Raw genomic sequence first — 14,272 nt, forward strand, 5'->3', positions numbered from 1 at the left:
ATCAACCCTTCGCGCGGGCCATCAGCGGTTTTCGTTGTTGGCCCGAAGCGTCGAAATTTTCGGGTAACAACCAGGCCTCGAATGCATCGCGGATGCGTGGCCATTCGGTATCTATGATTGAATACCAGGCTGTGTCGCGGTTGCGTCCTTTGTAGTGGGTCGCTTGGCGAAACACGCCTTCGAAGGTGAACCCAAGCCGCTCTGCCGCACTGCGCGACGGACCATTTAACGCGTCGCATTTCCATTCGTAACGCCGGTAACCCAGTTCATCGAACACGCGCCGCATCATGAGATACATGACTTCGGTTGATTGCGGTTTGCGCTGAAGCAGGGGTGAAAAATGGATATGCCCGACCTCAATCGCTCCGGCAGCGGGTTCGATCCGCAAATATGAAGCCATGCCCAACGGTATGTCATCACCGTCCAGAACAGTATGGAACATCGGGTCCGCATCCATGCAGTTGGCGCGCGCCCAGTCTTCGAATTCAGGTTCGCCAGCAAACGGGCCGTAGGGCAGGTAGGTCCAGTTGTGGAAATCCGTGTCCTTTGCAAACGCCCGGAACAATCCGGGCGCATGTCTGTTCACATCAAGGGGCACGACAGAACAATACCGGCCCACCATCGGCGTATAGGGTGGCGTCGGGCGTGGAAAGTCACCCGAAACCGGTAAACCGATAGGCTGGCCAAGGTTGTTTGTGTCGTGCTGGGTCATGGTCAGGCGGTTGCTTTGGCCAGGGCTTGATCAAGGTCGGCAATCAGATCGTTCACGTCCTCGATCCCGATGGACACGCGCACCACGCCCGGACCTGCGCCTGCGGCTTCCTGCTGTTCCGGGGTCAACTGACGGTGCGTGGTCGATGCCGAATGAATGATCAGCGAGCGCGCGTCGCCCAGATTGGCTACGTGGCTGAAAATCTCCAGCGCATTGACCAGCTTGATACAGGCGTCATAGCCGCCCTTCACAGCGAATGTGAACAGGGCGCCGGCACCGCGTGGATACTGAGCCTTCACCCGATCCTGATAGGGTGAAGAGGGCAGCCCGGCATAGGTGACGTAGTCCACGCGATCATCCGCTTCCAGCCAGGCCGCGATTTTTTGCGCGTTTTCAACATGACGCTCCATCCGCAGCGATAGGGTTTCGATCCCCATCAGCGTGTAGTGGGCTGCCTGCGGGTTCATGGTCATGCCCAGATCACGCAGACCGATGGCGATGCCATGGAAGGTGAAGGCCAGCGGGCCAAAGGTCTCGTGGAACTTCAGTCCATGATAGGCCGGTTCGGGTTGGCTGAGCGAGGGGAACTTGTCATTTGCCGACCAGTCGAACTTGCCCGAATCCACGATGCAGCCGCCGGTGACGGTGCCATTGCCGGTCAGGTACTTGGTGGTTGAATGCACCACCAGCGTCGCTCCGTGATCGATCGGGCGGCACAGGTAGGGCGTGGCCGAGGTGTTATCGACAATCAGCGGAATGCCCGCCGCATCGGCCACATCTGCCAGTGCACGGATGTCCGTCACATAGCCGCCGGGATTGGCGATGGACTCGCAGAAAATCGCACGGGTATTCTCATCGATTGCGCCCTTCACCGCGTCCAGATCATCGGTGTCGACAAACTTGGCAGACCACCCAAAGCGTTTGATTGTCTGGCTGAACTGGGTGACCGTGCCGCCGTACAAACGGGTTGAGGCGACCACATTGCAACCCGGACCCATCAGCGGGAACAGCGCCATGATCTGGGCCGCGTGCCCGGACGAGCAGCAAACGGCACCAACGCCGCCTTCAAGAGTCGCCACGCGTTCCTGTAGAACGGCGACGGTTGGGTTGGTCAGGCGGGAATAGATAAAGCCCACCTCTTGCAGGTTGAACAGGGCCGCTGCGTGGTCTGCATCGCGAAACACATAGGCTGTGGTTTGATAAATGGGTGTCTGGCGCGCTCCGGTCGCCGGGTCGGGGCGGGCGCCCGCGTGAATTTGCAACGTGTCGAAACCGTAGGTGGGGCCGTCAGACATCTTGAAAATCTCCTGTTGGAATTTGTCTTGCGAAATCTGTAGGCCATTGCCCGCCTGCGCACAACGATCCTGTCAGCGCAGCCAGAGGCCCTTGCTTTTGATCGTGTTGCGGATGGCCTGTTCACGTCGTGGCAGTTGATCCCGGTCAAACAGGGCGCGGACTTTTGCACCTTTCCCCTGCAGAACCATCTTTTTCAGAGGCTCGTATTGCTTGAGAACCTTCTTGACCTTGTTTGGAGCGACGACGGTCTCCAAAACGTCAATCACTTGGTCGCTTTCACGGGCGTAAAGCAAGGGAAACAGGCGATAGTGGCAACTGACGGACCCGTCCAGCAAACCTGGAGGCAAAACATCACGACCGCCGCCGAACGAGTGAATGACAAGGGGCAGGGCGGCCTGATCCAGCCAGGGGTCCAGGCTTTGGCCAGTCAGTTCCGGAATGTTTTCGTCGCGGATTGTTCTGGCGTAGTCCAGAAAACGCTCTCCAAATCTCCGGGGGCATTTGTAGAAGAAATAGCCTGCATTGAAATACAGGTACCGCCGCCAGTGGTCATGGGGTTGATCGGTGTCCAGCGAGCTTTCGAAATCCAACCCGAACCGGTCGTAAAGTGCGCGCCATATACCGTCAAAGCCGGGGCCATACAGCGTTGGTTTGGGCCATGTCCCTTCAACCTTCAGTGACGCGCTGGGGCGGTCGAAGTCAAATGGCACGGATGTGATCTCGCCAGTGATCAGCGTGTCGGTGTCAAAGAACACAAAGGGCTCATCTTCCGGTAGGGCCATCAGTGCTTCGATCTTGTTGCCGTACGGATAGGTTTCACCGAATACATGCGAGTCGAAGGGCAGAATTTCAGCATCCAGTTGTTTCAGGGCTTTCAGAACATCTTCGTCCTGAATGCGGGGGTCCTGTTTCCAGCGGGGCCCAGGATTGGGCGTGGCGACAAACAGTTTGCCCCCGAATTGCGGTGAAGAATGGCGCAGTGAAGCCGCAAACAACAGGGCTTCGTATTGCAGGCGGTTGTTTTGACCGACGACCGCGATGTTGAATTTCTGTGACGTTGCCTGCATCTATGCCCGTTCCCGACAGGTGTTTGACCATGCACCTTGAAGTTCGGATTACAGCAAGCGGCCCAAGGCGTCAAAAGCGGAAAATTTGAAATTTCATCACGCGATCCCATTTCTTTCAGGGGTCGTAGCAGAAAGGGTTACACATGTGGATCAATGCGGATTTCACAAAACGGGTCGCAGTTCATTTTGACAATAGCGAATGGGTCGCTTCCCCTGCGGCTGGCGTCGAGCGTAAAATGCTGGACCGGATTGGTGATGAGGTGGCCCGCGCAACGACCATTGTCCGCTTTGCGCCCGGCAGCGCTTTTTCTGCCCATACCCATGACGGCGGCGAGGAATATCTGGTGCTGGACGGCGTGTTTCAGGACGAGACCGGAGATTTCCCCGTCGGCAGCTATGTACGCAATCCACCGACGTCCTCGCACACTCCGTCTGCAGCGGAAGGCGCGACCATTCTGGTCAAGCTGCACCAGTTTGACCCGCAAGACCGTACCGAGGTGCGCCGCTCGATAAATGGCGATTCTGACGTACAACTGTTCAAAGATGAACATGAGGACGTTTTTGTGCGGACATGGGCGGCGGGGGACGTGGTCGAGCTGGATGCGCGCGACGGAATGGAAGTGTTTGTCATAAGCGGCAGTTTCTGTGAATCGGGGGAGGAATTTTCGACATGGGACTGGTTGCGCTTGCCGCCCGGAACGCACTCGCGGGCCGTTGCAGGGCCTGACGGCGCCCGGGTTTGGACCAAGTCCCACCATCTTGGCGAAATGGTCTGAAAGCTTTTCGGCCCTGAAATTAACCAAAATGCCAATGAATCCGGGTTCTAAGGCCCGGATTTTCAATTTTTTGACCATTTGACAAATTTTACCAATTGATAAAAAATTTATTTGTGGCAAGCTGAGGTCATAACAAACATATCTACAGGGAGTAGAGTGATGGCACAGGGCCAGATGGCACCCGGCATCGTCGCCGGGCGGCTTTCAAGCGATGAGCTGACCTCGAATTTCACCGATCTGCATCCGCCATTGGCCCCGCATGAGGCCGCAGTTGCAGCAGACCGTTGTTATTTCTGCTATGACGCACCTTGCGTGACAGCGTGTCCGACAGACATCGATATTCCGCTATTCATCCGTCAGATTCAGGCCGGACAGCCGCAGGCAGCCGGGCGAACGATCTTTCAGCAGAATATTCTGGGCGGAATGTGCGCCCGTGTCTGTCCGACGGAAACACTGTGCGAAGAGGCCTGTGTTCGTGAGACGGCAGAAGGCAAGCCGGTCGAGATCGGACGGCTACAGCGCTTTGCGACGGATGATCTTATGTCTGCGGGCGCGCATCCGTTTGAACGTGCGGCATCAACCGGGAAGACTGTTGCTGTCGTGGGGGCAGGGCCTGCCGGTCTGGCCTGCGCGCATCGTCTTGCCATGCTGGGTCATGACGTGGTGATCCACGAAGGCAAGCCCAAACCGGGCGGTCTGAACGAATACGGGATTGCCGCCTATAAATCGACCAACAATTTTGCGCAGGCCGAGGTCGACTGGCTGTTGAAAATCGGTGGTATCACGGTTGAAACCGGGTCGGTTCTGGGTGAAGGCATCTCGCTGGATGGTCTGGTCGAAAACTACGACGCGGTGTTCCTGTCCATCGGACTTGCCGGGGTGAATGCCCTGCGCGCGGATGGTGTTGACAAGGACGGCGTGCGGGATGCCGTCAATTTCATCTCGGACGTGCGGCAGGCTGGTGATCTTGCACAGCTTCCTGTCGGGCGGAACGTCGTCGTGATTGGCGGAGGCATGACTGCCGTGGACGCAGCGGTAAAGTCCAAATTGTTAGGTGCCGAGAATGTCACCATTGCCTATCGCCGGGGCCGCGACGCCATGGGTGCCAGCCGGTACGAGCAGGATCTGGCAGCCTCGCACGGGGTTCAGATCTTGACCAACGTGCAGCCGGTGGCGGTACACGGCAATGGGACTGCCGCCGAGATAGAACTGGAGTATACCTCAAGCCAGAACGGCCAACTCACCGGAACCGGTGAGACGGTCCGGCTGCGGGCAGACCAGGTTCTCAAAGCCATCGGTCAGACGCTGGAAGGTGCGCCGCAAGGGCTGAAGCTGGACGGCAACAAGATCGCTGTCAGCGGTGCGGGACGCACTTCTGTGGCCGGTGTCTGGGCAGGCGGAGATTGCGCGGCGGGGGGCGAAGACCTGACCGTTACGGCTGTTGCCGAAGGCCGGGATGCAGCGATGGACATCCACGCGACGCTGGTTTCGTGATAGGATGGGGTATTCACCCCATTCCTTTCGCTGCTGAGGTATTCCCATGTCCCAGATCGAACAAGCCGTAGCGCAACACTACACCACCGGAGCACTGACCGACCGCGTCCGCGCGGCGCTTGAGGCCAGCGGTATCGATCCGGATGCGGCCACGGTCGCAGACCTGAAAGCAGGGGACGAGTTCCATACGGGCGGCGTTCTGGCGACCAACAACCTGTTTGCGCAGTTGTCGCCGACCCATGCGACCCGTGTTCTGGATGTCGGATGCGGTATCGGCGGGACCTCTCGCTATGTCGTGGATCGCTATGACTCGACAGTAACAGGCGTCGATCTGACACCGGAATTCGTTGAAACCGCCAAGGTGCTCAGCGATATGGTCGGGCATTCCTCGAAAACCAGCTTTCATGTGGGCAGCGCATTGGACATGCCGGTGCCGGATGCTGGGTTCGACCTGGCCGTCATGATGCATGTGGGCATGAACATAAAGGACAAGGCCGGGCTGTTCGCCGAAGTGTCGCGGGCGCTGGCCAAGGGCGGTACTTTTGCCCTGTTCGATGTGATGGCCGGAGACGTGGACGAGCCGCTGGCTTTCCCTCTGCCGTGGTCCACTGTTGCCGAAACCTCGTTCGTGGATGCGCCGGATGTTTACAAGTCTGCGGCAAGCGCCGCGGGTTTTGAACTGGTGAAAGAAACGGATCGCACCGAATTCGCGATACAGTTCTTCGAGGACGTCTTTGCAAAGATTGCCGAATCCGGCCCGGCACCGATGGGCATTCATCTGATGATGGGCGAGACGGCACCCGAAAAGTTCCAGAACTATGTCAAAAACCTCAAGGCCGGGCGCATACGTCCGACCGAAATGATATTCAAAAAATCCGGCTGAGCCGGGAAGGGAGAAGCCATGGCCGATCTGACGACTAACTTTCTGGGCATTTCCAGCCCCAACCCTTACTGGCTGGCCTCTGCGCCGCCGACGGACAAGGAATACAATGTTCGTCGTGCGTTTGAGGCCGGTTGGGGCGGTGTTGTGTGGAAGACACTGGGGTCCGAGGGACCGCCGGTCGTAAATGTGAACGGCCCGCGGTATGGCGCGATCTACGGTGCCGACCGCCGTTTGCTGGGACTGAACAATATCGAACTGATCACCGACCGCCCGCTTGAGGTGAACCTCGAGGAAATGGCGCGGGTCAAGTCCGACTATCCGGATCGCGCCCTGATCGCTTCGATCATGGTGCCCTGCGAAGAAGAGGCCTGGAAAGCCATTCTGCCGCGCGTGGCTGAAACCGGCGCGGACGGAATCGAACTGAACTTCGGTTGCCCGCACGGGATGAGCGAGCGCGGTATGGGGTCCGCCGTAGGGCAGGTTCCGGAATATATCGAAATGGTCACCCGTTGGTGCAAGCAATACTATGACCGTCCGGTCATCGTGAAACTGACACCGAATATCACCGATATCCGGAAACCTGCGGCGGCGGCCAGAAATGGTGGCGCGGATGCGGTGTCGCTTATCAACACGATCAATTCGATCACCAGCGTAAATCTGGACACGTTCAGCCCGGAACCCTCGATTGATGGCAAGGGCAGCCACGGAGGATATTGCGGCCCTGCCGTGAAGCCGATCGCCCTGTCGATGGTGTCCGAAATCGCTCGGGCCGAGGCGACGCATGGCATGCCAATCTCGGGCATCGGGGGTGTCACCACATGGCGTGATGCGGCCGAGTTTATCTCTCTGGGATGTGGCACGGTGCAGGTCTGTACCGCTGCGATGACCTATGGGTTCAAGATCATTGATGAATTGACTGCAGGTCTGTCGGAATGGATGGATGAAAAGGGGTATACCAGCATTGATGAGGTGATCGGACGCGCGGTGCCCAATGTCACCGATTGGCAATACCTGAACCTGAACTACATCGCCAAAGCCAAGATTGATCAGGACCAGTGCATCAAATGCGGCCGATGCTATGCCGCCTGTGAAGATACCAGCCATCAGGCGATTTCAATGTCGGATGAGCGTGTGTTCGAGGTGATGGATGACGAATGCGTCGCCTGTAACCTCTGCGTTGATGTCTGCCCGGTGGAAGGCTGTATTTCGATGGTGCCGATGGCGGCAGGTGAAATCGATCCGCGCACCGGGAAAGAGGTTCAGCCGACCTACGCGAACTGGACCACGCACCCGAACAATCCGATGGCCAAAGCAGCGGAATGATCGAGACAGGGAATATCCCCGAGGGGCCGCTGACGCGGCCCCTGCATTCATGGCGTCAGGAGCTTTCGGTACAACGTCTCTACAAAGGGTTCCGCACCTTCAAACGGGTTTTCGTCACCCAGAATAGCCCGCACCTGAACGTCGAAATCGGCATAATGCTGTGTCAGCGCCCAGATCGAAAACATCAAATGATAAGGGTGCAACCGCGCGATTTTGCCTTGATCCATCCAATTGGTGAGAATGGTGACCTTTTCGTCAACCAGTTGTTTGAGATCATGGGACAAAGCGTCGTGAATGCGGGGCGCGCCTTGCACAAGCTCATTGGCAAAAAGGCGGCTTTCCCGTGGTAGCACCTGACTCATTTGCAGTTTCCGGCGAATATAGGCCAGCATTTCCTCCATCGGATCACCGGTCTCATCCAGTTCGTGCAGGGGCGCCAGCCAGGTTTCCAGCAAGCCCGAAAGCAATTCGGTGTGGATCGCCTCTTTCGACGCGAAATAGTAGAGGAGATTGGGTTTGCTCAACCCCGCCTCGGCAGCAATCTGATCGACGGTTGCCCCACGAAACCCGTGTGCAGAAAACACATTCAGGGCAGCCTCGAGAATCGCGGCTCGGTTCTTCTTCTGGATTCGAGTCGGTGCGCGGTCATTCGGCATGATTTCAGTGTGTCTCTTTTTTCGTCGGATAGGCGCGGATTACACTGAAATATCAGGCTTTGCCGCGCAATTTCTTGACTGATACCGAACCCGTGATAGCGTGAGTTTGACCAGTTGGTCAAATCAAGACATCAATAGCGAGCAAAATCGCAAGCAAACAGGGAATAAGACAATGGCAGCTCCGGCGCAGAATCTCAGGATCAATGGCGACAGGTTGTGGGACAGCCTGATGGAGATGGCCAAGATCGGTCCCGGTGTCGCGGGGGGGAATAACAGGCAAACTCTGACTGACGAGGACGCCGAAGGCCGCGCCTTGTTCCAGAAATGGTGTGAAGAGGCTGGATGCACCATGGGGCTGGACCAGATGGGCAACATGTTTGCGCATCGTGAGGGCACCGACCCGGACGCTTTGCCGGTCTATGTGGGATCGCATCTGGATACGCAGCCGACTGGCGGAAAATATGACGGCGTTCTGGGCGTTCTGGGCGGGCTGGAGATCATCCGCACACTCAATGATCTCGGGATCAAGACAAGACATCCCATCGTGGCGACCAACTGGACCAACGAGGAAGGGACGCGATATGCGCCTGCCATGCTGTCGTCTGGTGTCTTTGCGGGAATGCACACGCAGGACTGGGCGTATGACCGTGAAGATGCCGATGGTAAGAAATTCGGGGATGAACTGAACCGGATCGGTTGGCGCGGTGAAGAAAAAGTTGGCGCGCGCAAGATGCGCGCTTTCTTTGAGTTGCATATCGAACAAGGCCCGATCCTTGAAGCCGAAGGAAAGGATATCGGCGTCGTCACCCACGGTCAGGGTCTGAGCTGGACACAGGTCACGGTGACCGGCAAGGATGCTCATACCGGTTCAACCCCGATGCCGATGCGCAAGAATGCCGGGCTTGCGATGGCGCGCATTCTTGAGAAAGTGGACGAAATCGCCTGGTCTCACGCACCGCATGCGGTCGGTGCCGCGGGGCATATCGACGTTTTCCCGAATTCTCGCAACGTAATCCCGGGCAAGGTGGTGTTCACGGTCGATTTCCGCTCGCCCGAGCTGGAGGTGATCACCGACATGGAAAATCGCCTGCGGGTGGCGGCGGAAGATATTGTCGAAGAAATGGGCCTGCAGGTCGAATTCGAGAAAGTCGGCGGTTTCGATCCGGTGAAGTTCGACGACGATTGCGTGTCTGCCGTGCGCGATGCGGCTGAAAGGCTGGGCTATTCGCATACCAACATCATCTCGGGCGCGGGGCATGATGCCTGCTGGATCAACCGTGTTGCCCCGACCGCCATGGTCATGTGCCCCTGTGTGGACGGGCTGAGCCATAATGAGGCTGAAGAGATCAGCAAGGATTGGGCGGCAGCCGGGGCAGATGTCCTGCTGCATGCCGTGGTCGAGACTGCCGAAATCGTGGAATAGGGGGCGCTGCCCCCGTCGCCCAAGGGCGACTCCCCCGGGATATTTTTGGCCAGATGAAGCAAGCGGCGCAGACCGCATCAGGGAGTTCAAAATGAGTACTGTTATAAAAAACGGAACCGTTGTCACCGCGGATTTGTCATACAAGGCGGATGTATTGGTCGAAGGCAGCGTCATCACCGGGATCGGGATGGGTCTGAAAGGTGATAACGAGCTGGACGCGACCGGCTGTTATGTGATGCCCGGTGGGATTGATCCGCATACCCATCTGGAAATGCCGTTCATGGGCACCTATTCCAGCGATGATTTCGAAAGCGGTACGCGGGCGGCCCTGGCGGGGGGCACGACTATGGTTGTTGACTTCGCACTGCCCAATCCGGGTGAAAGCCTGTTGGATGCCCTGAAGCGTTGGGACAACAAATCGACACGGGCGAATTGCGACTACTCGTTCCACATGGCGGTGACATGGTGGGGGGAACAGGTATTTGACGACCTCAAGACCGTGATCGAGACGCGCGGCATCAACACGTTCAAGCATTTCATGGCCTATAAAGGCGCGTTGATGGTGAATGACGATGAGCTTTATGCTTCGTTCAGGCGTTTGGCCGAACTGGGCGGCATCGCAATGGTGCATGCCGAGAACGGAGACGTCGTTGCCGAACTGAGTGCCAAGCTTCTGGCCGAGGGGAACTCTGGCCCGGAAGCGCACGCCTATTCCCGACCGCCGCAAGTAGAGGGTGAGGCCACAAACCGGGCCATTATGATCGCAGATATGGCGGGCGTGCCGCTGTATGTTGTTCATACATCCTGCGAAGAGTCTCATGAGGCCATTCGCCGAGCCCGAATGCAGGGCAAGAGGGTGTGGGGAGAGCCGCTGATTCAGCATCTGACCCTCGATGAAAGCGAATATTTTAATCAGGATTGGGACCACGCCGCGCGGCGGGTCATGAGCCCCCCGTTCCGCAATAAGCAGCACCAGGACAGCCTGTGGAATGGCCTGCAATCAGGATCGCTGAGTGTTGTGGCAACCGACCATTGCGCCTTTACGACCGAACAGAAACGCTTTGGAGTTGGGGATTTTACCAAGATCCCGAACGGGACCGGTGGTCTGGAAGATCGGATGCCGATGCTGTGGACGCATGGTGTGAATACCGGACGCCTGACGCCCAATGAATTTGTTGCGGTGACTTCAACAAACATCGCCAAGATACTGAATTGCTATCCGAAAAAAGGCGCGATCCTTGTTGGAGCGGATGCAGATATCGTCGTGTGGGATCCTGAAAAAACGAAAACGATCAGAGCCAGTACGCAGCAATCTTCGATTGACTATAACGTGTTTGAGGGCAAAGAGGTCAAAGGCCTGCCGCGCTTTACGCTGACCCGCGGACAGGTTGCGGTACATGATGGTGAAATCCGCACGCAGGAAGGCCATGGCGAGTTCGTTGCGCGCGAGGCAAATACGACCGTCAACAAGGCTTTGAGCGCGTGGAAAGAACTAACCGCCCCTCGGCCAGTTGAGCGGACAGGTATCCCGGCGACGGGGGTTTGATCCGTTGGGCCGCTGTCTGGGCGGCCCCGGCACCACTCTTTTCAAGGCAGTAGAATGACCACTGAAAGCACGACCCAGCACGTCATCGAAGCAAGGCAGCTTGACCTCACCTTTCAAACCAATGACGGGCCTGTTCACGCGTTGAAAGACGTGAACCTGACGATCGACAAGGGTGAATTTGTTAGTTTCATTGGCCCCTCGGGCTGTGGGAAAACCACTTTCCTGCGCTGTATTGCGGCCTTGGAGACACCGACCGGCGGGTCGCTGACTGTCAACGGAATGACAGCGGACGAAGCACGGCGGAACAGGGCCTATGGGTATGTCTTTCAGGCAGCGGGCCTTTATCCCTGGCGCACCATAGCAAAGAACATCAAGTTGCCGCTTGAGATCATGGGCTATTCCGCATCCGAGCAGGAGGAAAGGGTGAGAAAAGTCCTGGAACTGGTTGATCTTGAAGGATTTGGAGGAAAGTTTCCCTGGCAGTTATCCGGTGGGATGCAGCAGCGCGCCAGCATCGCCCGGGCTTTGGCCTTTGATGCTGATATCTTGTTGATGGATGAGCCGTTCGGCGCTTTGGATGAGATTGTGCGGGACCACTTGAACGAGCAGCTTCTGGCGCTTTGGGCCAGAACAGAAAAGACCATCGGCTTCGTAACGCATTCGATTCCCGAAGCCGTATATCTGAGCACCAAAATTGTCGTGATGAGCCCGCGGCCGGGGCGGATTACGGATGTGATCGACAGCCCTCTGCCAAAGGAACGGCCGTTGGACATTCGTGACACTCCGGAATTCATCGAAGTGGCCCATCGTGTTCGCGACGGGTTGCGGGCGGGGCATTCTTATGACGACTGATCCGGGGGCAGAAACCATCAGACGGGCCGTGGTAAGTGACGTGCCGGCTTGTGCCCGCGTGATTTACAACTGGGCCTGGCAGACGGCCTGGATGCCTGATGAATTGCCGGTGGAGGAATTGGCGACCCTGATCCACGAAGCGTTCGACAGTCGCGAGATCTGGGTCGCGGGTGATCCGGTTGATTGCTACATGTCCATAGATCCGGCGCAGTGTAAAATCGGTGCGTTGTATTGCAGCCGGACGGGGCAGGGAATTGGCAAGCGTTTCGTTGCCAAGGCGAAGCAGGGTCGGACCCATCTTTGGCTGACAACACACAAACCCAATCAGGCGGCGCAGAGGTTTTACCGCCGTGAAGGGTTCGAGGTAACTGCCGAAGAACCACCCGTACCGCCGGATACAGTGCCCGTCTATCGAATGGAGTGGCATGCATGAAGCAGATCATTGCCGTTTTCACCGTCGTCGCCGTGATCGTTCTGTTCTGGTATGTCGCTTGCGTTCCGATGAACATCAAAGGGGTTTTGACCGAACTTGAACGTGGCGGTGCCGAGGTTCAGCCACCCACCGCAAGCGCGCGTCGGGATCTGGGAGAATTCGGTCTGGTTCTGGATAATTCGTTCGCAATTCCAGCTGCTTGGGAGCAGGGCAAGCCCCGTTTGCCATCCCCTCATCAGGTGGCGATTGAACTGTGGGATACAACCGTCCTGAAGAAAATCAACTCGAAAAGATCGCTGGTCTTTCATGGATGGGTGACACTCAGCGCCACGATGCTGGGCTTTGTCATCGGGACCGGGCTGGGTGTCTTGTTGGCCGTTGGGATCGTGCATAGCCGCGTGATGGATTTGTCGGTCATGCCATGGGCTATCGTGAGCCAGACGATCCCGATTATCGCCTTGGCACCGATGATTATCGTGGTCCTTTACTCGGTCGGGGTTCAGGGGATCATTCCCAAGGCGATCATATCAGCGTATCTGAGCTTTTTCCCGGTTGTCGTCGGCATGGTCAAAGGATTGCGCAGCCCTGACGCGATGCAACTTGACCTGTTGCGGACTTATAATGCCAGCCAATCGCAGGGGTTCTGGAAACTGCGCCTGCCCGCGTCGATGCCATACCTGTTCACCTCGTTGAAGATCGGTATTGCGGCGTCGTTAGTCGGCGCAATCGTGGGTGAGCTGCCGACAGGCGCTGTCGCAGGATTGGGTGCTCGGTTGCTGGCAGGCAGTTACTATGGTCAAACCGTGCAGATATGGTCAGCGCTGTTTGCTGCGGCCATTCTGGCTGCCTGCCTGGTCGGTTTGCTGGGATTGATTGAACGGTCGGTTCTGAAGCGGATGGGGATGGCGCAATGATGTTGGTTGTCTTTGCTTTGCTGCTGTGGGCTTTCGGCTGGTGGTTGAACAGCCGATTGGCCAGTGGCCCGCAAGCCGACAGCCAGATGGTACGCTTTCTGGCACCGGTGATTTTTGGTCTGACCATTGTTGGAGCCTGGGAGCTGGTGGTCCGTGGGCTTGAAGTGCCGCTGGTCATTCTGCCGGCACCGTCTGCCATAGCAGTGCGATTTGCAGGTAGCCTTGACATTCTTTGGGCCGACTTTGTTCAGACGATCCTGAAAGGAGCGCTCAGCGGATATGTCATCGGCTGTGGATCGGCCTTCCTTTTGGCGATTGCCGTCGATCGGTGGGATTTCCTGCGTTTGGGGCTATTGCCAGTGGGAAATTTCGTCGCGGCTTTGCCCATTGTGGGAACGGCACCCATTCTGGTCATGTGGTTCGGGTTTGATTGGCATTCCAAAGCGGCGGTGGTCGTTGTGATGGTGTTCTTTCCGATGCTGGTCAATACCGTGGCCGGTCTGCGCGAGGCCACCGCAATGCAGCGTGACTTGATGGAAACCTATGCTGCAAGCTATTGGCAGAGCTTTCTGAAGCTGCGGCTGCCTGCGGCGATGCCTTTCATTTTCAACGGGTTGAAGATTTCGACAACTTTGGCTTTGATTGGCGCCATCGTGGCGGAATTCTTCGGATCGCCAACGCTCGGTATGGGATTTCGGATTTCCACCAGCGTCGGTCAATTGTCGTTGGACATGGTCTGGGCCGAAATCGTTGTTGCCGCTATCGCGGGTACGGCCTTTTATGGCCTGGTGGCGGGAATCGAAAAAGTGGTGACGTTCTGGCACCCCTCACAACGCGGATAAGACGAAGAAAATCAACAGACCCTGAAAATCGGGGCGCAACAAGCAACTAGGAGAA

At 57.3% G+C, this 14,272-nt stretch carries 14 protein-coding genes; 10 read left to right on the forward strand and 4 right to left on the reverse strand.

Going from position 1 to position 14,272, the window contains the following annotated elements:
• Nucleotide 1 precedes the first annotated feature (1 nt).
• The 3 genes from ACR0AD_RS02640 to ACR0AD_RS02650 all read right to left on the reverse strand — a co-directional run bounded on the left by ACR0AD_RS02640 (nt 2) and on the right by ACR0AD_RS02650 (nt 3,075).
• A complete protein-coding gene (locus ACR0AD_RS02640) occupies nt 2–712 on the reverse strand; it encodes a GNAT family N-acetyltransferase (protein ID WP_480485934.1) in 711 nt (236 codons plus the stop codon).
• A gap of 2 nt (nt 713–714) precedes the next feature.
• On the reverse strand, nt 715–2,007 hold the full coding sequence (locus tag ACR0AD_RS02645; protein WP_480485932.1) for an O-acetylhomoserine aminocarboxypropyltransferase/cysteine synthase family protein: 1,293 nt from the start codon (nt 2,005–2,007) through the stop codon (nt 715–717).
• 72 nt (nt 2,008–2,079) lie between these two features.
• Nucleotides 2,080–3,075 carry a hypothetical protein gene (locus tag ACR0AD_RS02650; protein WP_480485930.1) on the reverse strand — a complete coding sequence of 332 codons (996 nt, stop codon included), beginning with the start codon at nt 3,073–3,075 and terminating at the stop codon, nt 2,080–2,082.
• Between the two features lie 143 nt (nt 3,076–3,218).
• On the opposite strand from ACR0AD_RS02650, the gene ACR0AD_RS02655 reads away from it, so the two are divergent.
• The 4 genes from ACR0AD_RS02655 to preA all read left to right on the forward strand — a co-directional run bounded on the left by ACR0AD_RS02655 (nt 3,219) and on the right by preA (nt 7,551).
• Nucleotides 3,219–3,851, forward strand: coding sequence for a cupin domain-containing protein (locus tag ACR0AD_RS02655; RefSeq protein WP_480481348.1), 633 nt, complete (start codon nt 3,219–3,221; stop codon nt 3,849–3,851).
• A 159-nt stretch (nt 3,852–4,010) separates the two neighbouring features.
• Entirely contained in the window at nt 4,011–5,345 is a 1,335-nt protein-coding gene (locus ACR0AD_RS02660) for an NAD(P)-dependent oxidoreductase (RefSeq protein WP_480485928.1), read from the forward strand.
• Between the two features lie 46 nt (nt 5,346–5,391).
• Nucleotides 5,392–6,228: a class I SAM-dependent methyltransferase gene (locus ACR0AD_RS02665; RefSeq protein ID WP_480485926.1), complete on the forward strand. Its 837-nt coding sequence runs from the start codon at nt 5,392–5,394 to the stop codon at nt 6,226–6,228.
• A gap of 18 nt (nt 6,229–6,246) precedes the next feature.
• A complete protein-coding gene (preA, locus tag ACR0AD_RS02670) occupies nt 6,247–7,551 on the forward strand; it encodes an NAD-dependent dihydropyrimidine dehydrogenase subunit PreA (protein ID WP_480485924.1) in 1,305 nt (434 codons plus the stop codon).
• Nucleotides 7,552–7,598: 47 nt separating this feature from the next.
• On the opposite strand, the gene ACR0AD_RS02675 is transcribed toward preA, so the two are convergent.
• The gene (locus ACR0AD_RS02675) at nt 7,599–8,207 is read right to left on the reverse strand and encodes a TetR family transcriptional regulator C-terminal domain-containing protein (RefSeq protein ID WP_480485922.1); all 609 of its coding nucleotides are present in this window, start codon (nt 8,205–8,207) and stop codon (nt 7,599–7,601) included.
• A gap of 172 nt (nt 8,208–8,379) precedes the next feature.
• On the opposite strand from ACR0AD_RS02675, the gene ACR0AD_RS02680 reads away from it, so the two are divergent.
• From ACR0AD_RS02680 to ACR0AD_RS02705, 6 genes are all read left to right on the forward strand, one after another.
• Nucleotides 8,380–9,630, forward strand: a complete 1,251-nt coding sequence (locus tag ACR0AD_RS02680; RefSeq protein WP_480485920.1) for a Zn-dependent hydrolase — start codon at nt 8,380–8,382, stop codon at nt 9,628–9,630.
• Between the two features lie 91 nt (nt 9,631–9,721).
• Complete coding sequence (gene hydA / locus ACR0AD_RS02685) at nt 9,722–11,176, forward strand: dihydropyrimidinase (RefSeq protein WP_480485918.1); 1,455 nt, start codon at nt 9,722–9,724, stop codon at nt 11,174–11,176.
• Nucleotides 11,177–11,230: 54 nt separating this feature from the next.
• Nucleotides 11,231–12,028 (forward strand): ABC transporter ATP-binding protein, encoded by a 798-nt coding sequence (locus ACR0AD_RS02690; RefSeq protein WP_209595940.1) that lies wholly within the window; start codon nt 11,231–11,233, stop codon nt 12,026–12,028.
• On the forward strand, nt 12,018–12,461 hold the full coding sequence (locus ACR0AD_RS02695; protein ID WP_480485916.1) for an N-acetyltransferase family protein: 444 nt from the start codon (nt 12,018–12,020) through the stop codon (nt 12,459–12,461). The genes ACR0AD_RS02690 and ACR0AD_RS02695 overlap by 11 nt, the downstream gene beginning before the upstream one ends.
• Complete coding sequence (locus ACR0AD_RS02700) at nt 12,458–13,375, forward strand: ABC transporter permease (RefSeq protein ID WP_209595945.1); 918 nt, start codon at nt 12,458–12,460, stop codon at nt 13,373–13,375. The genes ACR0AD_RS02695 and ACR0AD_RS02700 overlap by 4 nt, the downstream gene beginning before the upstream one ends.
• A complete protein-coding gene (locus ACR0AD_RS02705) occupies nt 13,372–14,217 on the forward strand; it encodes an ABC transporter permease (RefSeq protein WP_480485914.1) in 846 nt (281 codons plus the stop codon). Before ACR0AD_RS02700 ends, ACR0AD_RS02705 begins: the two co-directional genes overlap by 4 nt.
• Nucleotides 14,218–14,272: the final 55 nt, after the last annotated feature.

The sequence above is a fragment of the Ruegeria sp. BH8 genome (assembly GCF_056538065.1).